Origin of the sequence: Dysgonomonas mossii DSM 22836, from assembly GCF_000213575.1 — a bacterium.
In the GTDB taxonomy this organism is placed as follows: Bacteria; Bacteroidota; Bacteroidia; order Bacteroidales; family Dysgonomonadaceae; genus Dysgonomonas; species Dysgonomonas mossii.
The window spans coordinates 257,057-281,939 of record NZ_GL892007.1 but is presented as its reverse complement, the minus strand read 5'-3'; the positions used below and the strand labels follow the sequence as shown (position 1 = coordinate 281,939).

Here is a 24,883-nt window from a genome sequence, read left to right as displayed (position 1 = left end):
ATAATCTAATGAAAAAGAAAGCTCTGATTTTTATCTTGGGTCTTTTGCCATTGGCGATAACTACGAATGCTCAAAACCCAATTATCACTCACATGTTTACAGCCGACCCTGCGCCTTTGGTACACGACGGTACAGTATATCTTTATGCCGGGCACGATGGTGCAACTGAAGAAGATACAAATTATAAAATGCCCGACTGGTATGTTTTTTCGTCTACCGATATGGTAAACTGGAAGGATCATGGATCATGCCTTTCGCCTTCAACATTTTCGTGGGCTACAGGCGATGCTTATGCAGCGCAGTGTGTTGAACGCAATGGTAAATTCTATTGGTATGTATCAACTTTTCATAAAAGTGACGAAAACTCTAATGGAGGTGCAGCAATAGGTGTTGCCGTCTCTGATAGTCCTACAGGTCCATTCAAGGATGCGATAGGGAAAGCCCTCGTGGTAAATGAAATGACTACAGATATGAAACATGGATGGGATGATATTGATCCCTCTGTATTTGTAGATGATGATGGACAAGCTTATCTCTATTGGGGAAACGGTAGTTGCAAATGGGCTAAACTGAAGGAAAATATGATTGAGCTTGATAGCGAGATCAAAGCTTTCAAACCGGAAGGATATATTGAAGGTCCGTGGCTATACAAGAGAAATGGAATGTACTATTTAATCTATGCAGGAGCAGGTACAAAACCCGAGATGATCGAATACTGTATGTCGAATAGTCCTGAAGGACCATGGGAATATAAAGGAATAATACAAGATAATGTGCCCAATAGTTTTACGACTCATCCCGGAATTCTTGATTTCAAAGGGAATACCTATTTCTTTTATCACAATGGAGCTCTTCCTACCGGAGGAAGTTATCGTCGTTCTATTTGTATCGATTATTTATATTTTAATCCGGATGGGACGATTCAGAAAGTTGTACAAACAAAAGAAGGAGTAAAGCCGGTTTGATAAAGTATATCAAGACCTGAAATTATATAATTTAGAATTATGACAACAAAAATATTTAGAAAAGCTTGTCTCTTTTTGAGCCTGACTTTATCTGTTTCGTTTTTGCAACTTTATGCACAGAAATCTTCGACGGCTAAAATAACTGTTGATGTCGGAACGCCGGGACATACAATTTCGCCTACTTTGTTCGGTATATTTTTCGAAGATATAAATCTCTCTGCCGATGGAGGACTATATGCAGAACTTATTCGAAACCGTTCGTTTGAAGATGCCGATACGTTACAGTACTGGAAGTTTATGGGGGCTAATAACAAATCAACCGCTAATATTATTAAGGCGAATGTTAATTCTCAGCCACTCGTGCCACCGTTAAATCCTTACAATCGTAAATCACTTTTTATTGATTTTGAAGGTTCTTTTAAATTAGAAAATAACGGTTACTGGGGAATTCATGTTGTCAGTGGAGAAAGATATTTGTTCAAATTGGCTGCCTGCGCTGTTGGCGGACTAAAAACCCCATTGCAAGTAAAGATTGTGAGTGCAGACGGAAATGTTCTTGCTTCGGGTGAAATAAGCAGTATCACTTCAGAATGGAAATATTATCCTCTCGTACTTACTGCTTCTGGAAGCAGTTCCAATGCCCGACTTGAAATTTCAGGTAGTGGAAATGGTAAATTATTTCTGGATATGGTTTCGTTGATTCCCGAAAAAACGTGGAAGAACAGTGGATTACGTATAGATTTGGCTGAATCAATCAACGCATTGAAGCCAACTTTCCTTCGTTTTCCCGGAGGCTGTTGGGTAGAAGGAGAAGATTTAGCCCATATGAATAATTGGAAAAAGACTATCGGTAATGTAGATACCCGTACTCCATTGTGGAATATATGGGGATATAATGCTACACACAGCCTAGGGTATCATGAATATTTGCAACTATCCGAAGATCTTGGTGCTGAACCTCTATTTTGTATCAATGCCGGTATTTCCCACCGGGAGGTGGTTCCAATGGATCAGATGGGGCAATGGATACAAGATGCTCTGGATGCGATTGAATATGCAAATGGTCCTGTCACTTCTGTATGGGGGAGTATTCGTGCCAAAAACGGACATCCCGCACCATTCAACTTGAAATACTTAGAGATAGGTAATGAAAATGGAATGGCTCCTTATGCTGAACGCTGGGAACTCTTTGTGAAGGCTATTCATGATAAATACCCTGATATTGTTTTAATTGCTAACGAATGGGCTGGGGGACATCCCAAAAATCCAAAACCACAAATCGTGGATGAGCATTATTATAGCAATCCTGATTGGTTTATCTGGAATTCAAATAAATATGATAGTTATGATCGCAATGGCTCTAAAATATTTGTGGGAGAGTATGCTGTCACAAGTGGTACAGGGAATGGAAATCTACGTGGAGCTATCGGTGAAGCAGCTTGGATGACGGGTATGGAACGTAATTCTGATATCGTTGTTATGGCAGCTTATGCGCCTCTTTTTTGTCATGCCAAACATAAGGCATGGCCTGTAAACCTGATCAATTTTGATAACAACCGCTGGTTCGGTATTCCGAGCTATTATGTTCAGCAGATGTTCGCAACCAATCAAGGGACAGTAAATTTGCCCGTTAATATAGACTATGCACCGAATGTTGAGATGCCTCGTTCGAGTGGATGTATCGGATTGGGAACTTGGTTGAATTCGGCAGAGTTCAAAGACTTAGAGGTAACAGCACCGAATGGTAAAGTATTATTCAAACCCGATTTTACTAAAATAGATGAAACATGGAAAAATACGCCTAGCAGTGAATGGTCTGCAGCCAATGGTATATTGAAACAATCTGCAATTTCACCAAATACGACCATTTATATGGGAGATACGCTCTGGACGGATTACACAATAAAAGTGAAAGCTCGTAAAATAGAGGGAGAAAATGGATTTCAAATTTATTTCCATAATAAGAATAGGGGAGAGCGTACCCGGTGGGATTTAGGTGGTTTTACGAACTCTGTGAACATGTTAGAGGTTGGGTTGATAACTGAAAGTATGCCTTATAATGTCGAACCCGGTCGTTGGTACGATGTGAAGATAGAACTCCGTGGTACTTCGGTAAAAGCGTATCTGGACGGTAAACTTATACAGGAAGTCTCTGCTGATGAAAGTCTGAAAGTAAAAGGCCTTTGCTCAAGTGCTTCACGTGATGATAAAACAGGCGATATTATTTTGAAAATCGTGAATGTTACAGGTAAAAGTGTAAAGACTCAGATTGACTTGAAGGGTGCTGATTTGCTTACAGGAAATGGCTCGGCTATCGTATTGACGTCTGCTAGTCCGTTTGATGAAAACACATTGGACGAACCCACAAAAGTTTCGCCTAAGACCGATAATTTCAAATTCTCATGGAAAAAACTTACACGTTCATTCCCAGGTAATTCGTTGACAGTATTACGCCTGACAACTAAAAAATAAAAATTGCGAAAATAAAAATCTTTATAAAGACAAAGGCATCTCACATTGAGGTGCCTTCGTTTTTCTTATGCTTATTTTCCTCTATGTTGTATTCGTTTACTAATAGTCTTTTATGGGCTTAAATGAGACTGTTTGGTGTCTAAAATTAGGGTTTCCATTCTATTATACCTGTAACCGGATTCTCTTTACGCCATTGGATAAAGTCTTTATAAGTTCTCACACCTCCCTCAATTACAGCCTGATAATATTCAATTCCCATTATTTTTTGATCGTCGGGCGTTTCGTACTTTAAACGTAGAATAGTATTTTTTATTTCTTCGTTCAATACGCTAGCAATACGATTGGTAACATCTTCGAAATATCCATCAAAGCGTGAATCTTTGACGATATGAATCATATCTATGTGCCACATTTTTCCATCCCTGTCTTCATACCATGCATGCCATTCGAGGCAAGCATCCTCTTCCTTTAAGAGGTTAGTGTATTCTATTCGTTTTATAGAAGGATGTTCTGCAAGTTTGGCCATAGCTGCAAAACTATCAGTTAACGAGAATGGAGATGTGTATATATGAAAATCGATATCGCAGTGCTTCATCATAAGTCCCAACTTTAAAGACCCAATCAGATTGATTGTTGCTCCGATAGATTTCCATATATTTATTACATTCGTCTCTTTGATAATTTCCCAAGCTCTCTGCTGATTTTGTGTAGACAATGCTAAAATCTTATCCATCATTCGATTTCTATTACTTACTTCGAAAACAAAGATATTCAAAATCTTAAAATCGGATACAACAATATTTATCTGTTCTTTTTGTTTCTGATTTTTATAATATAAGCATGTCCGAAAAGCTCTCCCAATAGTTCTTGATTCACTACTTCTTCAAATTCAATTTTTAAGATTCATTTATCTCAATATTTTATATGAAATCAGTTCGATTGTTATTGCTACATTTCTTTTTTTTATGGCTTTATTCAATTATATTTGTTATCTGTTTTAGACTTTTGTTATAATCTTAAAGCTCATATCTTTAACTCTTTCTATCCCAGAAACTATATACAAGGCTAAGAAAGTTCTATGCCTATTAATAGCTTTAATGAATGGACATCATATATCATGAAGAATATTTTACTTTTACTTCTTTTGTTTATATTCACAATTAGTATACTTGCTGCTGATATTCGATTTTATAATATAAATGATGTTTATGGTACGTCTATTCGTGAAGTATATTCTATAACTAAAGATCATGATGGATTTATTTGGGGCGCCTCCAAAACGGGCATATTAAGGATATCTTCTAATAATTGTAAAAAATATCAACTACCCCATAAATCTACTGATATTTATTTTACAAGACTTGATTATTCTGATTCGACATTAATAGCCTACACCAATAATAGCCAGATCTTTAAATATGATCCTCTATATGATAGGTTTAATCTATTAGTAGATTTGAAACGATCATTAAATAACGAGTACATTGCTACAAAAAGAGCTCTAGTAGATAAGAATAAAAATATCTGGATTGGTACCTCGAATGGTTTGTACAAGTTTCAGAATCAACAATTGAAATTAAAAGTACACCATGTAGAGATCGTTTTCATAAGTAAATATATTTCAAACACCTTGTTCTTAGCTACTCCTAAAGGAATGGCTGTTTTTTTTACGGATACAGATAAGCTGGAATATATCTATAAGTATAGCCGGGATAACGAATTGGAAGTTTCCTCATTTTTATACGATGCACAAACAAATAAACTTTGGATAGGAACAATTTCGAATGGGCTTTGGTCTTATGATCTTAGTAAACGTCAAATGTTAAATAAACAAGTGAATAAATTGCCCAGACAACCTATATTGTCAATAAAAAAAAATACAACCTCATCTCTTCTTATTGGTATTGATGGTCAAGGATTGTGGGAGTTGAGTGAAAATGGAGATAAGGTATTGAATATCTATAAAGAAGATGTTAACGACTTTTTCTCGCTTCATGGAGATGGTGTGTATGATATATTCTGTGATGATAATGAACGTATCTGGGTAGCAACTTATACCGGAGGTCTATCATTTTTTGATCAAAAAATTTTCCCTGTAACTCAAATTACACATCAGATAAATAACCCAAACTCTCTAATAAATAATCATGTAAATAAGGTAATTGAAGATAAAAAAGGAAATATATGGTTTGCAACGAATAATGGCGTAAATAGATGGAATCCAAAATCAAATAAATGGGATAAATTTTATGACAATAAGCAAGAACAGGCTAAAGTCTTTTTAGCCCTATGTGAAGATAATGATGGAAATATTTGGGCAGGAAGTTATTCCTCAGGAGTATATGTTCTTGATGGCGATACAGGGAGAGAACTGAATCATTATTTTCAAGAGAAAGAAGAAAATGGTTTTTCTAGTAAGTTTATATCCGACATATTTAAAGACTCTCAAGGCAATATTTGGATTGGGGGCACCGGCAATATTATTTGCTATAAAGAGCAAGAAAAGCGTTTTCATATTTTTGATCGTCAATCCATGTACGCTTTTGCGGAATTGTCGTCCGATAAACTTCTTTTGGCTTGTGATTATGGATTAATATCGATGAATAAAAATACAGGGAATAAAGAGTTGCTCTTAAATGATTGTCTTGTACAGGATATTCTTATTAATGGCGATGATATATGGCTAGCGACTTCAGGCAATGGATTGGTTTATTTCAACTATAAAACAAGAAATTCAAAGAAATATACTATCGAATCAGGATTGACTTCAAACTATGTAAATAGCATTATGTTGGACGATGATTATCTATGGCTTGGTACCGAAAGTGGTTTATGTAGATTCAGCATAAAAGATAAATCGGTATATGAGTATCCATCATTATTATCATTAAAAACAGTATCATTTAATACAAATTCGAAATACAGGCAGAAAAATGGAAATTTGATCTGGGGAACAAATAAAGGAGTGGTTATTTTTAATCCAGATTTATTATATAATAATGAAACTAAAGGGAAGATATTTATTCAGGATATAATTATATCTGGAAAATCTATACGACAGAATAAGGACTTATTAGGAGATATATCAATTAATAAACGATCGGAATTGACATTGAGATATGACCAGAATAATTTTACGATCGAATTATTACCATTAAGCAGTTCTTTAAGTGGATATAAATTCTCATGGAAGTTAGAAGAGTTCGATTCAGACTGGAGTAACCCCAGTGATTTACCGATTGTAACATATACAAATCTCCAGAAAGGAGATTACAATCTGAAAATACGAATGTTCGACAGTTCTGGCGAGCAGCTTGATGAGCGTTCGTTGCTTATAAATGTAACCCCTCCATTTTGGCAAACATGGTGGTTTCGTCTTATTCTTTTTATAATTATAATAGGAATTATAGCTTACCTTCTAAGGTCATACTCCCATAGGCTGAAACAAAAGCATGCCAGAGATAAAATACGATTTTTTACAAATATTGCACATGATATCCGAACTTCGGTAACATTGATAAATTCTCCGATTGAAGAACTGGAAAAAGATCAAATGATGTCCGAAAAATCCAAATATTACTTGTCTTTAGCACAAAATCAGTCGAAACGTTTACTCTCTGTTGCTACACAATTGCTAGATTTTCAAAAAGTAGATATAGGAAAAGGACAGGTCTTTTTATCGATGACAGATATTGTAACATTAATATCTCAGCGATGTTTGATGTTTGAAGAAATGTCAAGAAAGAGAAATATAAAGTTAAACTTCTCTTCAAATCAAAATTCATATATAACTGCATTGGATGATATGAAAATAGAAAAAGTGGTAGATAACCTTATTTCCAATGCTATAAAGTATTCGCACGATGACACTCAAGTCGATATAATTCTAATATGTGAGCCTAAACAATGGACTTTAGAGGTTAAAGATTACGGCCTAGGAATATCCGAAAATGCAAAAGGTAAATTATTTAGAGAATTTTACAGAGGAGATAATAATATAAATTCCAAAATAGTAGGCTCGGGTATTGGATTATTACTTGTAAAAAGTTATATCCTCATGCATGACGGGAATGTTCTCTTCGAAAGTAAAGAAAATGAAGGCTCTAGCTTTAAAATAGTTGTTCCTTATAAACATGTTGAGGAGGCGATGCTTAAACCAGCTTTGTCTGAAGTAAAAAATAATACACAATTAAAAGATGACATTTCGCTTTATAAAGATATTGATCAGAAAAATACTCAAGATAAACCAATGTCGGTATTGCTTGTGGAGGATAATATAGACCTTCAGAATTTTTTAGCTTGTTCTTTTAGAGATCAATATAATATTTCAACGGCAAGTAATGGGGTTGAAGCGTGGGCTATTATTCAATCCAAATCTTTTGATTTAATTCTTTCTGATATTTTAATGCCTGAAATGAATGGGTTGGAATTGTGTAAATTAGTAAAATCAACATTCGAAACATCACATATACCTGTTATACTTTTAACATCTCTTGCCGAAAAAGAAAATCTGATAGAAGGATTGGATCTTGGTGCAGATGATTATATAACAAAGCCTTTTGATATCCGTATTCTTAATTATCGAATCAGTACAATCATAAAAAATAGAATTATAGTCAGGGATAAAGCTCTAAAGCTAATAAGTCAATCTGATACAGAGCAAGATATTTTTCTAAATGAATTGAATGATAAATTCATAAAAAAAGCATTGAGTATAGTTCATGAAAATATGTCAAACACTCAATTTGGGAAAGAAGAGTTTGCTTCAGAAATGCACATCAGCTCTTCTCTTCTATATCAGAAACTGAAGGCGCTTACAGGACAATCACCTATCGATTTCATCAGATCAATAAGATTTAATCATGCCTTGGAATTATTGAAAACACACCAATATACTATTTCGGAAGTAAGTGATATCTGTGGCTTTTCGAGTAATAATTATTTTAGCACAGCATTCAAAAAATATTTTGGAAAATCGCCAACAGAAATATAATAACACGGCATGTAATCGGAATAAACAGGCTGATTTGTCTAAAATGTAAGGTTTTTTATCTGAAATCAAACATGAAAAAGTGAGTTTTGATATTAGTTTTGTTAAATCATATTTGTTAATGAAATCTAATATACAATGAAACCCAGTCTCATTTTTTTACTCCTATTTCTGACATGTGGCTATACTTTGCCGTCAATAGCTCAAAATTATCAAGACACACAGTCCGGTATTCGAACTACCATAGATGGCATAGATATAGAGCTTCGCTTTTACACCCCATCTTGTGTAAGAATTTTAAAATCTCCACAAAATCATCAATACAAAAAGGAAAGTCTTTCGGTTATTGAGAATAATCGTACTGTAAATATCGAAAAAAAGCAAAAGGGAGATGTGCTTATATTGAAGAGTCCTTCAATGCATGTTACTCTGGATTTAAAATCCGGACAAATGTTTTTTTACAATGCGCAGAATAGACTTTTGCTAAAGGAAAAAGGCAAGCCTATATTTACGGATTTTGATGATGCCGGAGATAAAACGTTTTCGGTCTCTCAAAAGTATGCTCTTGAAAAAGATGAATCGATTTATGGTTTAGGACAGCTGCAAAATGGAAAAATGAAGCAACGAAATTTAACCAAATATTTAATTCAGGGAAATGTGGAGAATGTTGTAACATTTTTCCAATCAAATAAAGGCTATGGTGTCTTTTGGGATAATTATTCTCCAACTACATTTAAAGATGATCAAGAAGAGACTTCTTTCTCATCTGAGGTCGGAGACTGTGTTGATTATTACTTTATGTATGGCGGAAATTCGGATGGAGTAATTGCTCAAATGCGCGAACTTACAGGGCAAGTGCCTATGTTTCCGTTATGGACATACGGTTTTTGGCAAAGCAAAGAACGGTACAAAAGCCAGGATGAAACAGTTGGCGTCGTAAAAAAATATAGAGCTTTGGGAGTTCCTCTTGATGGAATTATTCAAGATTGGCAATACTGGGGACATAATTATCTGTGGAATGCGATGGATTTCCAAAACCCATTATTTAACGATCCTCAAAAAATGGTTGATGATATCCATTCCATGAATGCCCATATGATTATTTCTATTTGGTCGTCATTTGGTCCTGCAACAAAGCCTTACAGAGAACTCGACAAAAACGGATTACTATTCAATTTTACAACATGGCCTCAGTCCGGTATGGATACTTGGCCTCCAAATATGGATTATCCATCGGGTGTGCGTGTATATGATGCGTATAGCCCTAAAGCTCGAGATATTTATTGGAAATATTTAAATAGCGGTCTTTTTAAATACGGAATAGATGGCTGGTGGATGGATTCTACCGAACCCGATCACTTGGACTGGAAACCCGAAGATATGGATACCAAAACTTATCTCGGTTCGTTCCGAAAAGTGCGTAACGCATTTCCTCTGATGACGGTAGGTGGTGTTTATGATCATCAGCGAGCTACCTCTTCGGATAAGCGTGTATTTATCCTTACTCGTTCGGGCTTTGCCGGTCAACAACGTTATGGAGCCAATGTTTGGTCAGGGGATGTTAGTTCATCTTGGGAATCATTACGCAATCAGGTTCCAGCTGGCCTTAATTTCTCTATTTGTGGGTTGCCTCATTGGAATAGCGATATCGGTGGTTTCTTTGCCGGTGCTTATAATAAAACGTGGAATGACGGCAGTGCGACCCGTAATCCAATGTTTCAGGAGTTGTATGTTCGTTGGTTACAATTTGGGGCTTTCAATCCGATGATGCGTTCGCACGGAACAGATACTCCAAGGGAGATTTATCATTTCGGAACAAAAGGAGAGCCTATTTATGATGCTATTGAAAAAACGATTAATCTGCGCTACGCGCTTTTGCCATACATTTATTCTACCTCATGGGAAGTAACGAATAAGCAGTCTAGTTTTATGCGAGCTTTAGTAATGGATTTCCCGAATGATCCTAAAGCGTTAGACCTGAATGACGAGTTTATGTTTGGTAAGTCAATCCTTGTAGCTCCTATCGTGAAAGCACAATACACGCCCGAAAAGATTGTAAAGGTAAATGAAGAAGAAGGATGGAATAGAGATAGTGCAAAAGATGCGGATGGCAATATGATTGTTGATTTTACAGCAAAGAAGCGTAGTCAGGTATATCTTCCGACCGGAACTACTTGGTATGATTTCTGGACTAATCAACAATATAAAGGCGGACAAAGAATAGAGCTGGAAACATCTATCGATAATACTCCATTATTTATTAAAGCCGGAAGTATTATTCCATTTGGACCTAAAGTACAGTATGCCACAGAGAAACAATGGGATCACTTGCAACTACGTGTATATACAGGTGTTAACGGGTCATTTGTTCTCTACGAAGATGAATTTGACAATTATAATTATGAAAAGGGAGAATATACTGAGATTCCTATTACATGGAATAATGCTTCCCGCACCTTAATTATCGGAGATCGAAAAGGATCTTATAAAGGGATGTTACTTAGTCGAAAATTCACAATAATTCTTCAGGATGCTACCCAAAAGACAGTTGAATACGATGGCAATAAGTTAGAAGTAAAACTTTGATATATATACTTAAACATAGAATAAAATAAAAAATGAAAAGAATTGTTTGTTTAGTTTTTATAGCCTTTTTTATGTCTCAGGCATATAGTCAGAAAGCAGCAGTGACTAGCCCCGATGGACTATTATCGGTAAATATCTTCCTTGATAACGGGATTCCTACGTATGCCGTTGAATATAAAAATAAGACTATGCTCGAGAAGTCTCCATTAGGAATTATTACAAATGAGGGAGATTTTAGTAAAGGTCTCGAATATATTTCAAAAAAAGAGGGTTCAGTAGATAAAAAATATACACAGGATAAGATAAAGCAATCAGAGATCCATTATAATGCAAATTCTTTGATTTGCACATTTCAGAATCCAAAAGGGAATCAAATATCTATCCTGTTTCAGGTTAGTAACAATAACATTGCTTTCCGTTACGAACTTCCGGAATGGGGTGAGAGAAAGGCTTGTGTTATAGAAAAGGAAGCTACCGGTTTTAAATTTCCTCAATCGACTACAACCTTTTTGTCATATATGATGAGCCCAATGCAAGCCTTTGCTCGTACTTCACCGAGTTACGAAAGTGGTTATACCAATGATGAACAAGTAGGGAAGTCAACTCACGAAAATCAAGGATACGTTTTTCCCGGTCTATTTCGTATAAGTGATGCCGGCTGGGTTCTTATTTCAGAAACAGGAGTCAACAGTTTATATTGTGCATCGCATTTAAGTGATGGTACGCAAGAAGGTTTGTACACAGTCGCATTCCCGGATAAAAGGCAAAACAATGGATTTGGCAGCACTGGCGCTCAGGTTGGTCTGCCCGGTATTACGCCTTGGCGTACGATAACTGTAGGAGAAACTCTCAAGCCAATTGTAGAAACTACTATTCCATTCGATGTTGTTGACCCTTTATACCAAGCAAGTCAATCATATAAATATGGTCGGGCAACTTGGAGTTGGATTGTATGGCAAGATAATAGTATGAATTGGGATGATCAGGTAAAATATATTGATCTGGCCTCCGAAATGGGATATGAATATATTTTGATGGATGCATTATGGGATGTAAATATCGGCTACACAAAAATTGAAGAATTGATAAAATATGCGAAGTCAAAAAATGTAGATGTATTTCTATGGTATAACTCTAATGGTGGCTTTAATGATGCTCCTCAAGGACCAAGAAATAAGATGAATACATCTATTTCACGTAAAGAAGAAATGAAATGGCTAAAGAAAATAGGTGTTAAAGGGCTGAAAGTTGACTTTTTCGGTGGCGATAAGCAAGAGACGATGCGCTTGTACGAAGATATTCTTTCAGATGCTAACGATTATGGGCTGATGATTATTTTCCATGGATGTACTCTTCCTCGTGGTTGGGAACGTATGTATCCGAACTATGTGGGCAGTGAGGCTGTATTGGCTTCTGAAATGCTCGTGTTTTCGGAAGGCATACGAGAAAATGAGGCTTTCTTTTCCACGCTGCATCCGTTTATTCGCAATACAGTAGGATCTATGGAGTTTGGAGGTGTATTCCTGAATAAATACCTGAACAAAGGGAACAAACAAGGACAAAAACGACTGACTACAGATGCTTTTCAGCTGGCAACAGGTATTTTATATCAGAATGCTGTTCAAATGTTTGCTCTTACACCTAATAATCTTACAGATACACAAGGCTTCATTCTTGATTTTATGAAAAAAATACCAACAACTTGGGATGAGACATTATATATTGACGGATATCCGGGAAAATATGCTGTAATTGCCCGTCGTAATAATGACCAATGGTATGTTGCCGGAGTAAATGCCTTAAAGGAGTCCCAGAAGCTAAAATTAAATCTTCCTATGTATGCCGGTAAGAAGATTAAAATGTATAATGATGATAAAAATAGAGAAACCTATTTGAAGGAAATAGAAGTGAAACAGAATGGAGATGTAGAAATATCTATTTTGTCTCAGGGAGGATTTGTATTAACTTATTAAAATAAATTATGAATATAAGATTAATTCTTTTAAGCTGTTTTGTGTGTCTTTTTGTTATTAATTTATCACAGATTAAGGCACAGCACCCACTTATACAGACAAGATATACAGCCGATCCGGCTCCTATGGTTCATAATGATACTGTATTCCTTTACACCACCCATGACGAAGATGATTCTCAGGGATTTAAAATGCTCGACTGGTTGCTTTATACCTCTACGGATATGGTAAACTGGACAGATCATGGGACTGTTGCGTCATTAAAAAGCTTTAGTTGGGTTACAAAGGATAATGGAGCTTGGGCTCAACAAGTTGTTGAACGAAACGGTAAATTCTATATGTATTGTCCGATACACGGGCAAGGTATTGGCGTTTTAGTATCTGATTCTCCTTATGGGCCATTTAAAGATCCTATAAACAAACCACTTGTCTGGCAAAAAGAACATTGGGAGGATATAGACCCTACCGTTCTTATTGACGATGATGGACAGGCATATATGTATTGGGGGAATCCCAATGTTTATTATGTGAAACTGAATGAAGATATGATTTCTTATTCTGGAGATATTGTGAAATTAGATAAGAATCCTGAGCATTATCAGGAAGGGCCATGGGTATATAAACGGAATGGACATTATTATATGGCTTTTGCCGCTACTTGCTGTCCCGAAGGATTAGGGTATGCCATGAGCGACAAACCTACAGGCCCGTGGACAACCAAAGGATACATAATGAAACCAACCCAGCGTACCAGAGGAAACCATCCCGGTATAATCGATTATAAGGGTAGTTCTTATGTGTTTGGGTTGAGTTACGATTTAATGCACCTAGAAACCTTTAAACATCATGAGAGGAGATCTTCGATGGCAGCAAAAATGCATTATAATGCGGATGGAACGATTCAGGAAGTTCCATATTGGACAGAGAATATATTAGAGCAAATTGAATTATTTAATCCGTATCGCAGAGTAGAAGCCGAAACGATGGCTTGGGGATATGGTTTGAAAACGGAAAAGATGCCTGATGGTAGAATTTGTCTTACCGGAATAGATCATAATGAATCATTGTGTGTTCGTGGAGTTGACTTTGGAAAAGGTGCAAAAGAATTTTCAGTACTTGCAGCATGTAATGTAGATGGAGGTCATATTGATATTCGACTAGATAGTACCAGTGGACCTTTGATCGGCACATTAGAAGTAACTCGTTCGGGAGCGATGGACAGATTTAAGCTGATGTCATGTGCAGTAAATGGAGCTAAGGGGGTGCATGATCTTTATTTCTGTTTTAGAAGTACTTCTCAGAAAAACAACTTGTTCTTCCTTGATTATTGGGTATTTAAATAAAAATAAAATTCGAAAGACATATGAAAGAAAAAATATACTTAATAATGTTGGTAATATTTATGCCAACATTATTACAATCACAGAATCCGATCATACAAACGATGTACACTGCCGATCCGGCTCCAATGGTGTATAATGATAGATTATATGTTTATACAACTCATGATGAGGATAACTCTACATGGTTTACAATGAATGATTGGAAGTTGTATTCTACAGATGACATGGTTAACTGGACAGATCATGGTGTAATTCTCAAATATACAGACTTTGAATGGGCTAAAGGTGATGCTTGGGCTCCTCAATGTATCGAGCGTGATGGGAAATTTTATATGTATGTGCCTGTTATATCAGGAATAAATAACAGAGGGGCAATCGGTGTTGCCGTGGCAGATAGTCCGTATGGGCCTTTTTATGATGCTCTTGGCGAGCCTTTCGTGCAAACAGAATGGGGAGATATAGACCCTACAGTATTCATCGATGATGATGGTCAGGCTTATCTTTACTGGGGTAATCCCAAGTTGTACTATGTTAAGCTAAATGAAGATATGATCTCTTATTCGGGCGATGTAGTCCGTGTTCCGATGGTTGCAGAATCATTCGGCAAGAGAGAAAATAATCCGGAAAGACCGACTTCATACGAGGAAGGACCATGGTTGTATAAGCGTAATAATCTTTATTATTTATTTTGGCCGGGAGGACCTTTACCCGAATTTATAGGATATTCGACAAGTAAAAGCCCTATTGGCCCTTGGAAATATGGAGGAATTGTTATGCCGACAGAAGGAAAATCTTTTACAAACCATCCCGCAGTGATCGATTTTAAAGGAAAAACTTACTTTTTCTATCACAATGGAGCTCTGCCCGGTGGAAGCGGTTTCACAAGGTCAGTCTGTGTTGAGGAAATGACGTTTAATGCAGATGGTTCTATTCCTCAATTGAAAATGACTGAAGGAATTAAGCAAGGGATAGGAACACTCAATCCTTATCGAAAAACAGAAGCCGAAACAATTGCTTGGTCTGAAGGTATAAAAGCATCTCAAAATAAACAGGTTGGAGTATTTGTAACAGCAAAAAAAGATGGAGCATACATAAAAGTTAGGGATGTTGATTTCCAAAATAAAGGAGCTTCTAAGTTTTTTGCACGAATAGGAACTACTCATAATGCGAATGTTACACTCGAAATTCGTCAAGATAAACTAGACGGAGCCTTACTTGGCACAATAAAAGTACCACGTACCGGGGGGAGCGACAGGTGGACGTTGGCTTCTATTGATGTGCCTAAGATAACAGGTGTACATGATTTATATTTTGTTTTCAAAGGGCCTCAGAATACTGATATCATGTACTTCGACTATTGGAGGTTTGCTGAATGATGTAATATTTTTTTACCAATTGTTATCTTTTATCTTACTGTTAAATATATACTCTTATATGAAAAAAAATATTCTTTTTATTGTATTGCTTTTTATGTCACTAAATATGTCTATTGTGGCTCAGGATAAGTTTCATGTTTTTTTATGTTTCGGGCAATCCAACATGGAGGGGCATGCGAAGATTGAAGCACAAGATACTATTGATATAGATGGTCGTTTTATGATGTTGCAGACCGTTGACTGTCCTGAACTGGGACGTTTTAAGGGGAACTGGTATAAAGCTATTCCTCCATTAGCACGATGTCATACAGGACTTAGTCCTGCTGATTATTTTGGAAGAACGATGGTGGCAAATCTTCCGTCAGATACGAAGGTTGGGGTAATCAATGTTGCGGTAGGAGGTTGTAGAATAGAACTCTTTGATAAAGAAAATTTTCAATCTTATGTAGATCAATCTCCAGAATGGCTCAAAAACATGGTTAATGAATATGATGGCAATCCTTATGTCCGATTGATAGAGATGGCTAAGCTGGCCCAAAGTCAAGGTGGTGTGATTAAAGGAATATTACTTCATCAAGGAGAATCTAATAACGGAGAGACTGATTGGCCGGAAAAAGTCAGAAAAGTATATGACAATATACTAAAAGATCTCAATTTCGAGCCGAATTCAATCCCCTTACTAGCCGGAGAACTATTAGATGAAGAACAATATGGCGCATGCGCAAACATGAATTTAATAATAAATACTTTACCCAACGTTATACCGAATGCCCATGTTATTTCTTCAAAAGGATGCGAAGGGGTTAAAGACCGATTGCATTTTAGCGCTGCCGGATATCGAACTTTAGGAAGTAGATATGCGGAAAAAATGCTGCAATTGTATAACGAAAATTCATTAAAGAAGTAATTAAAGTGTACTTATGGAAAAATATTATTCTAGATTATTATTCACGGCCCTTTTCTTGTTTTCTTTGATATCGTGTAATCATAATAAACATATCGAAGTCACTCCATGGGAGATAGGAGCTTTTGAATCCCAGAAATATAGAAATATTTTTACTGAATTAGGATACTCGAAAGAACAGGTTGATGAGAAATTACAGGGAATATTTCAAGGTATCTTTTTCGGTCCGAACAAGATTTACTTTGAAGTAGGAGATTCGATGGCTTACATATCAGATGTCAAAAATAATGATGTGCGGACAGAAGGAATGTCTTATGGAATGATGATTGCCGTACAGCTGAACAAAAAGGATGTTTTTGATCGCTTGTGGCGTTGGAGTAAAAAAAATATGCAACATCAAGATGGCCCTTTTGAAGGTTATTTCGCATGGAGTTGCAAAACTGATGGAACACCTAATGCACAAGGTCCGGCCTCTGATGGAGAGCTCTATTATGTTACGTCTTTGATATTTGCTTCTAATCTTTGGGGAAATGATGAAGGTATCGATTATTTGAAAGAAGCTCAGAATATACTTAACTGTTCGATGAACAAGGGTGGGGGAAAGGATGGAGTGACGAATCTTATCGATGCAGAGCACAAACTGATTACTTTTGTGCCTTTCAGAGGTGCTGCTTTGTTTACCGATCCATCGTATCACATTCCTGTATTCTATGAAGTTTGGGCTAAATGGGCAGAAGATGGACGCTCTGAATATTGGAAAGAATGTGCTCGTTCTAGCCGAGACTATCTGCATAAGGCTGTACATCCTGTTACAGGCTTAACTCCTGATTATTCATATTACGACGGAAGACCATTTCGGACTGAATATGGTATTGTCGGAGAAGATTTTCGATTTGACTCATGGAGAGTCCCTCTGAATATAGCATTAGATTATTCGTGGAGTTGTGCAGATAAAGAATGGCAACAAGACTATGGTACTAAGATACAAAGTTTCTTGTACTCTCAGGGGTTGGAAACGTTTGTAGACCAATATACGATTGATGGAGGAATGGTTTCTGATACATTACCGGCAGGGAACTATAAAAAGAATTTAAGACACTCCTTAGGATTAGTTGCTACAAGTGCTGCCGCAACTACAATGTCTACTTATCCTAAGCGGAGTGAATTTGTTCATCATCTTTGGAATTCTGAACATAAGCCATACGAAGATGGATTTTTCGATGCATATTATGATGGACTATTGTATTTGTTTGCTTTTATGCACTTAAGTGGAAACTATAAAATAATATTTCCGTCCTAACTATTAAATATCTAATTATTATGAAAAACTGTATTTTGCTGTTTATTTTAGTTCTGTCTATTGCCTCTAATGTCGTAGCACAAGACCTAGAGGGAAGTATTTCGTCTGAGTACAATATTCCTGAAGGTCAATACCCTATAGTGAATAAAGATTTAAGTGCTACATTTCGTATCCAAGCTCCTTCTGCGCAAAGCATGCAAGTTGATATCTGCGGAAAGAAATATCCGATGACAAAAGATGCCGCCGGTATATGGGAAGCAACAACCGACCCATTGGTTGTAGGATTTCATTACTACTTTTTATTGATAGATGGAGTATCTGTAGTGGATCCGGCCAGTCAAACATTTTTTGGTTGTGGAAGGATGGCGAGCGGTATAGAAATTCCAGAACCTAGAGCAGAATCTGCCTATTATTCGTATCAAAAAGATATTCCTCATGGGCAAGTTAGAGAATGTTATTATTTCTCGAAAGTAGAAGGGAAACAACGTAGATGTTTTCTATATACGCCTGCCGAATATGAAACGAATCCTACAAAACGTTATCCTGTATTGTATCTTCAACACGGTATGGGTGAAGATGAAACCGGCTGGAGCAGACAAGGGAAAATGGCATTTATTTTAGATAACCAGATAAGTGAAAAGAAGTGTGTTCCGATGATTGTTGTAATGGATTATGGCAATTGCGGATATATACATGGAACTAAAAAAGGAGAATCTCAAAAGGAGTTTGGAGCATTATTTACCCCAATACTTATAAATGATATTATACCTTATATTGATTCAAATTTTCGCACACTTTCGGATAGAGATAACAGAGCCATGGCTGGTTTGTCGTGGGGAGGTCATCAGGCATTTGAGACTACATTGAATAATATAGATAAATTTTCGCATATAGGAGCTTTTAGTGGTGCTCTTTTCTTTTTGAAAGAAGATAATCTAAAGAAAGCCTATAATGGTGTTTTTGCGCAGCCTAATGTTTTCAATAAAAAAGTTCATACTCTTTTCTTAGGTATGGGCTCAGAAGAGGGTATGGGCAGTAAACGCATCAGTGAGTTCTTAAAAGCGAATGGGATAAATAATACATATTATGAATCTGCAGGAACTCATCATGAGTGGCTTACATGGAGACGGTGTCTTAATCAATTTTTACCTCTAATATTCAAACAAAATTAGTGGTAGGACAGGAGTACTTCATAAGGATTTGATGTATGGAAGAACAGCCTCTATAATTTTGTTAGACGAATATTTCAATAATAAAAGTTTTACGTATTAGAGGATATAATATAAATGCTAGTTAAGTATTTAACTATCTGTATCTTTATTCTGGTTGTTGTCTATTTATACTTTTGTCGGATGGCACAATATTATATAATGAATATGAGTCGGATAAATAATTATAAAAAAGATGGTATATTTGCATCCAATAAGTGTTCATTGTACACTCTATTGTTTGTTTTTAATTTAAATAAATTGAGATGACACCATCATTCTATAAAGAACAAGAAAAATTTTATATATCCGTCGACTGTATAATACTTGGTTTTAAAGATGATAAAATGTACTTACTTATTTCGAAGCGAAAATTTAACCCATTAGAAGGTCATGATACACTCATGGGTGGATTTTTGCGTTCGAACGAACATCTTAATGAAACGATTTCTCGTGTTGTTTATGAATATACCGGTATTCAGAACGTATATATGGAAGAGGTTGGTGTATATGGCGATATTAATCGTGATGCCGGAGAACGGGTTGTGTCCATTGCATATTATGCATTGATTGATCTGGAGTTGTTCGATGATAAACTTTGTAAGGTTCACAATGCCAGATGGGAAGAAGTGGATAAAGTTGGAGAATTAGTTTTCGACCATAACCAGATGCTATCAGATACATTAGTGATACTTAGACGAAAAGCTGCGACTCAGCCTATCGGTTTCAATTTATTACCTGAAAAATTTACTTTACCTCAATTGCAATCCCTTTATGAAGCAATCTATCAAACAAAATTAGATAAACGTAATTTTAGAAAGAAGATGCTGGAAATGAATGTTTTGGAAAAGCAACAGGATAAAGATAAATCAACCTCGAAGCGAGGTGCTTTTTACTACAAATTCAACAAAGAAAAATATGATGAATTATTGAAAAAGGGGTATTCCTTTTTTTCATATGTTGATTAATACTGGTTACATATCCATTAATATTATCGCAAAAAAGAACCAAGACTAGCCAAGTCTTGGTTCTTTTTATCTTAGTTTAAAGATAATGTTAAATAGCTATTTATCTTCTAATAACCTAACCTCTACAATTTTCGGTGTTGTATGCTCCTTGTTTGCAGTAAACTTAATATCTAATATATCTTTTGTCATCTCGCTTGGAGGGATATCTAAGAGTATGAATTGCATTCCGGATTCAGTCTTACGATCCATAATTAGATTCTCAAGCTTCTCTCCATTGATCGAAATTTCATACATACCTAGTTTATCAGAAGCCAGATATTTTACATATAAAATTTTTGCTTTTTTGTCTCTGTTTCTCATTTGATAACTAAACCAACCTTTAGCTTCTCGCCAGTGAACGTTCTCGAAAGATCCGGCATTCGATTCTTCGAATTTTATAAAGTGATCTGATTCCGGTTGCTGTTCTCCACACGCTACTTTATCTATGGTTTTAGAGTCCAATTTTATACGTTCTTGTTCCTTTCGCTTTATTTGTTCATGCAAACTAGCCAATCCTTCAGTTGTTGTTTGTGGTAAATATATAATATAGCGAGATTCATGCAATCTGAAAAAAGGGATAAATTCCAATTCTGACGGATATTCGGTTGAATAAAGGCTACTCAAATTGAAAGTCAAAGGCTTACCCGGTACAGGTTTAATTTTCGAAGTAATATCATCTTTATCGCTAACCAATAGAGGCATTTCGGATAAAGGGAGAAGAGTTCCGTGTGCGATGTGTCCACCACGGCTATCATCTGCAAATAAGCCGGTCATGTCTTCTACACCTGTTTTCGCTGCAAGAACAATTGGTCCATATCGAAATGAATAGTAATTTGATTTGTCAGGAAGTTGCTCTGCAACAATAGTCATCGGTAATTCTACACTTATGCGATCTCCTTTTTGCCAAGTTCTTTTTATTCCGATATAACCATCCTTTTCAACTCCAGGATATGTTTTTCCATTCAGTTTAATTTTCATTGTTCCTTTTTCTACCCATGATGGGTATCGTACATATACTGTAAATTCACTTTTTTTCTTAGGGTTTACAGTGATTTCTGTTTTTGATTCGTCGGGGAATTTGTTATCCTGAACAATCTCAACATTTCTATCTTTCCAGTTTAATAAAGACGGAATGAATAGGTTTACATATAAAGCATCACTTGTGTGTGCATAAATCATTTCTCCATATTTTGCATGGCTTTCTATTCCTGACCCAACACAGCACCACATACTGGTTTGAGGCTGAGAATATACACGATAATGTCCGGGGCGCATTTGTGTGAAATAAACTAAGCCTCCGGTTTGAGGATTTTGACTTGAAAGGATATGATTATATAATGCTTTTTCGTAATAATCGATATATTTCTTATCTAAGGATGTTTGATAAAACATTTTAGATAGACGGAGCATATTGTATGTATTGCAAGTCTCGGGGCCTTCATTACTTGTTATCATACTCGAAAAATCATTTGTTGGGTGGAAATGTTCTCTTACACTATTTCCGCCTATACATACCGAGCGATGCTCTACTACAGTTTCCCAAAAGAAACGGGAAGCTTCTGACCAAGATTCATTCCCTTCGATATCAGCAATACGTTTAAAACCTAAAACTTTAGGAATTTGCGTATTCGCATGTAAGCCTGTTAGTTTATCTTCATGAGCTAATAATGGGTTTAGTATTAATTGGTGAGAAAACTGATGGGCTAATTTCAAATATTTTTCATTTTGCGTTATTACAGCAACATCCGCAAAAGTTTCGTTCAGTCCACCGTGTTCGCTACGCAGCATATCTTGTATTTGCTCTTCTGACAGATTAGATACTAATTTTACAGCCCAGTCTGTCATTTTAATCAACATATCCTTTGCTGTCTCATTCCCTGCAATAAGGTAGGCATCACGTAATCCCGCATAAGTCTTATGAATATTGTAGAGAGGAACCCACCTGTTATTTAACCCAAAACCAGAGGCTTGGATATCTCCTTTCGCTATTTCATCCCAAATAGCCTTTCCTCCCGGAACACCTCCGATGTACCCATTGCCATTTTCATCCTGACATCGTTTCAATTCGCTTATCATATAGTCAAGACGATCTTTTATCTGTTGATCTCCTGTAGAAGCATACATCAAAGCCAAAGCCGAAACATAATGTCCTCCGATGTGTCCATCAAGGCCTGTGTTTTCCCAGTTCGTGTAACTCTCAGCTTTTTTTTGCAATCCTGCTTCTCTTATAAATGGAGCTAAAAGTCTATCTGCATCTAAATCTAAAAGATATTTCTTATCAAGATCCTGTGCTCTTTTGAAAGGACTATCCAATAACGTTATGTCTTTCAGATCAAAATATTTTATTTTAGGAGTAGTTTCCTGGGCACAAAGTTGAATGACGCAAATGAATGAGAATATTGTTGTAAATAATTTCTTCATTGATATTGATTTAATTTCTATACATAAATACTATAAAAAATAGACAAGCTGATATACTTCTAGTTGGTTTGGTTAACGAGCCATTCTGTATATCAGCTTTGCTTTTTTATATTACTTCAGATATTCTTTGACCTGTTTATATACATTATCAGGTGTAAACCCTAGTTTTTCGTCGAGTACTTTGTAGGGAGCGGAAAACCCGAAAGAATTCATACCCCAGATTTTGCCATTGTCGCCAACGAGCCCAAGTAATGTCACAGGTAGGCCGGCAGTCAATCCGAACTTTTTCTTGTCCTGCGGCAATACGCTCTGTTGGTATTCTTTGCTTTGTGTGCGGAATAGCCCCTCGGATGGAACGGAAACAATACGCGTTTTTATGCCGTCTTCTTTCAGCAGCTTAGCCCCGTCAACGAGTGTCGATACTTCCGATCCTGAAGCCAGCAGGATGATGTCATAGTTCGCATCTTCCTCCACTATATATGCTCCCTTCTCGGCTTGAAGGGCTTCTGCATATCTGTCTTCTTTTGCCGGCAGGTCATTGATGTTCTGACGGGAGAAAATCAGTCCTGTCGGGCTTGTTTGATTTTCCATTGCCATTTTCCAAGAAACCGTCGCCTCTGTAACATCCGCCGGACGCAGTACCAGCATGGAGTTGTGTCCGTTGTGATTTTGCAATTTCTCCAACAGACGAATCTGAGCTTCTTGCTCTACGGGTTCATGTGTCGGTCCGTCTTCTCCTACACGGAAAGCATCATGCGTCCAAATAAACTTAACAGGCAGTTCCATCAGAGCAGCCAGACGTATGGCGGGTTTCATGTAGTCAGAGAACACAAAGAAGGTTGCACAAGCTGAAATAATACCGCCATGCAATGTCATGCCGATACACAGACAAGCCATTGTCAGTTCCGATACCCCTGCCTGCAGGAATGCTCCTGAGAAGTCCCCTTTTTTCATGCTGTGGGTATGTTTCAAGAAGCCGTCTGTTTTATCCGAGTTGGAAAGGTCGGCGGAGGAAACAACCATGTTCTCCACTTGCTTTGCCAATACACCCAGTACGGTTGCTGATGCCGCCCGAGTTGCCTGATTAGGTTTTTGCTCTATGGCTGCCCAGTCGATTGCCGGGGTATAGCCGCTAAACCATTTCTGCATTTTTTCGGCAAGTTCAGGGTTTTGTTTTGCCCAGGCTTCTTTTTCGGCGTGTTTTTTTGCTACTATTTCCTCGAGTTCAGCCTTGCGTTTGGCGTAGAGTTCTTTTACCTCCGGGAAAATAACGAACGGATTTGTGGGGTCACCTCCGAGGTTTTCGATTGTTTTCTCGAAAGAAGCCCCGGCAGCACTTAAGGGTTGTCCGTGAGTCTCAGTTTCATTTTCAAAGCTTGATCCGTCTGCTTTAAGCGCACCTTTCCCCATAATTGTTTTACCGATGATAAGAGTCGGCCTTTCTTTTTCAGCTTTAGCTTCTGTCAGAGCGGCACGTATTTCGGATGCGTCATTACCTTTGATGGTGATCACTCTCCATCCCCAAGCCTGATATTTAGCGGCAACATCCTCTTCGGTTACTTCTTTTGTTTTGGTAGATAACTGTATTCCGTTCGAATCATAGAACATGATCAGGTTATCGAGTCCCAGGTGTCCGGCGGTACGTCCTGCTCCCTGCGAGATCTCTTCCTGAATACCACCATCGGAAATAAAAGCATATATTGTTTGATCCATACGTTCACCAAATCGATGCTTTAAGAATTTCGCAGCGATTGCTGCTCCTACGGCAAAAGTATGTCCCTGCCCCAGTGGTCCGGATGTATTTTCTATTCCGCGGTTGATATCTCTCTCGGGGTGTCCGGGAGTAACGCTTCCCCATTGGCGGAATTGTTGTAAGTCTTCGAGTGTGAATTTTCCTGTCAGGCACAGCGTGCTGTAAAGCATCGGTGACATGTGTCCGGGATCGAGGAAAAAACGGTCACGACCTTCCCATGTCGGGTCTTGCGGATCGTAAACGAGAAATTCAGTGAATAAAACATTGATGAAGTCCGCTCCACCCATTGCTCCACCCGGGTGTCCTGACTTCGCTTTTTCAACCATAGAAGCCGACAGTATACGAATATTGTCTGCACTTTTGTTTAATAAATCAATAGAACTCATTGTTAAATATTTTGATGTTTCGAAGTTTAATCAGAGAAATTATATTTGTAAAACAAAGGCTTTTTAGATATAAACTTTCATTTTCATCAGTAAAGCCTCTTTGCTTTCAATTATTGTTTTTCTCAATGATCATATTTCAAATTTACGAAACATTAAAAATAATAATTACAGAATCCATTCCTTTTACAATCGTATATAG

General features: G+C 36.9%; 14 protein-coding genes. 11 read left to right on the top strand and 3 right to left on the bottom strand.

The window, feature by feature from the left end; genetic code table 11:
• Positions 1 to 8: 8 nt before the first annotated feature.
• Complete coding sequence (locus HMPREF9456_RS11215) at positions 9 to 965, top strand: glycoside hydrolase family 43 protein (protein ID WP_006843648.1); 957 nt, start codon at positions 9 to 11, stop codon at positions 963 to 965.
• 39 nt (positions 966 to 1,004) lie between these two features.
• On the top strand, positions 1,005 to 3,437 hold the full coding sequence (locus HMPREF9456_RS11210) for an alpha-L-arabinofuranosidase C-terminal domain-containing protein (protein WP_006843647.1): 2,433 nt from the start codon (positions 1,005 to 1,007) through the stop codon (positions 3,435 to 3,437).
• A 145-nt stretch (positions 3,438 to 3,582) separates the two neighbouring features.
• Here the strand turns inward: HMPREF9456_RS11210 and HMPREF9456_RS11205 are convergent, their stop codons facing one another.
• Complete coding sequence (locus HMPREF9456_RS11205; protein WP_018075106.1) at positions 3,583 to 4,170, bottom strand: hypothetical protein; 588 nt, start codon at positions 4,168 to 4,170, stop codon at positions 3,583 to 3,585.
• 384 nt (positions 4,171 to 4,554) lie between these two features.
• Here HMPREF9456_RS11205 and HMPREF9456_RS11200 point away from each other — a divergent pair, with 384 nt between their 5' ends.
• The 9 genes from HMPREF9456_RS11200 to HMPREF9456_RS11160 all read left to right on the top strand — a co-directional run bounded on the left by HMPREF9456_RS11200 (position 4,555) and on the right by HMPREF9456_RS11160 (position 20,085).
• Positions 4,555 to 8,430, top strand: a complete 3,876-nt coding sequence (locus HMPREF9456_RS11200) for a hybrid sensor histidine kinase/response regulator transcription factor (protein ID WP_026177140.1) — start codon at positions 4,555 to 4,557, stop codon at positions 8,428 to 8,430.
• Between the two features lie 135 nt (positions 8,431 to 8,565).
• Positions 8,566 to 11,013, top strand: coding sequence for a glycoside hydrolase family 31 protein (locus HMPREF9456_RS11195; RefSeq protein ID WP_006843644.1), 2,448 nt, complete (start codon positions 8,566 to 8,568; stop codon positions 11,011 to 11,013).
• Between the two features lie 32 nt (positions 11,014 to 11,045).
• Positions 11,046 to 12,986 (top strand): glycoside hydrolase family 97 protein, encoded by a 1,941-nt coding sequence (locus tag HMPREF9456_RS11190; RefSeq protein ID WP_006843643.1) that lies wholly within the window; start codon positions 11,046 to 11,048, stop codon positions 12,984 to 12,986.
• A gap of 8 nt (positions 12,987 to 12,994) precedes the next feature.
• Positions 12,995 to 14,329, top strand: coding sequence for a glycoside hydrolase family 43 protein (locus HMPREF9456_RS11185; protein ID WP_006843642.1), 1,335 nt, complete (start codon positions 12,995 to 12,997; stop codon positions 14,327 to 14,329).
• Between the two features lie 20 nt (positions 14,330 to 14,349).
• On the top strand, positions 14,350 to 15,705 hold the full coding sequence (locus tag HMPREF9456_RS11180; protein WP_006843641.1) for a glycoside hydrolase family 43 protein: 1,356 nt from the start codon (positions 14,350 to 14,352) through the stop codon (positions 15,703 to 15,705).
• A 58-nt stretch (positions 15,706 to 15,763) separates the two neighbouring features.
• The gene (locus HMPREF9456_RS11175; protein ID WP_006843640.1) at positions 15,764 to 16,612 is read left to right on the top strand and encodes a sialate O-acetylesterase; all 849 of its coding nucleotides are present in this window, start codon (positions 15,764 to 15,766) and stop codon (positions 16,610 to 16,612) included.
• A 13-nt stretch (positions 16,613 to 16,625) separates the two neighbouring features.
• Positions 16,626 to 17,909 (top strand): family 8 glycosyl hydrolase, encoded by a 1,284-nt coding sequence (locus HMPREF9456_RS11170; protein WP_006843639.1) that lies wholly within the window; start codon positions 16,626 to 16,628, stop codon positions 17,907 to 17,909.
• A 20-nt stretch (positions 17,910 to 17,929) separates the two neighbouring features.
• Positions 17,930 to 19,081 carry an alpha/beta hydrolase-fold protein gene (locus HMPREF9456_RS11165; RefSeq protein ID WP_006843638.1) on the top strand — a complete coding sequence of 384 codons (1,152 nt, stop codon included), beginning with the start codon at positions 17,930 to 17,932 and terminating at the stop codon, positions 19,079 to 19,081.
• Positions 19,082 to 19,383: 302 nt separating this feature from the next.
• Positions 19,384 to 20,085, top strand: coding sequence for an NUDIX hydrolase (locus HMPREF9456_RS11160; RefSeq protein WP_006843637.1), 702 nt, complete (start codon positions 19,384 to 19,386; stop codon positions 20,083 to 20,085).
• A gap of 96 nt (positions 20,086 to 20,181) precedes the next feature.
• Here HMPREF9456_RS11160 and HMPREF9456_RS11155 read toward each other — a convergent pair whose 3' ends face one another.
• Both HMPREF9456_RS11155 and HMPREF9456_RS11150 read right to left on the bottom strand, forming a co-directional pair.
• On the bottom strand, positions 20,182 to 22,545 hold the full coding sequence (locus HMPREF9456_RS11155) for a glycoside hydrolase family 127 protein (protein WP_006843636.1): 2,364 nt from the start codon (positions 22,543 to 22,545) through the stop codon (positions 20,182 to 20,184).
• A gap of 111 nt (positions 22,546 to 22,656) precedes the next feature.
• Positions 22,657 to 24,684, bottom strand: a complete 2,028-nt coding sequence (locus HMPREF9456_RS11150) for a transketolase family protein (RefSeq protein WP_006843635.1) — start codon at positions 24,682 to 24,684, stop codon at positions 22,657 to 22,659.
• Positions 24,685 to 24,883: the final 199 nt, after the last annotated feature.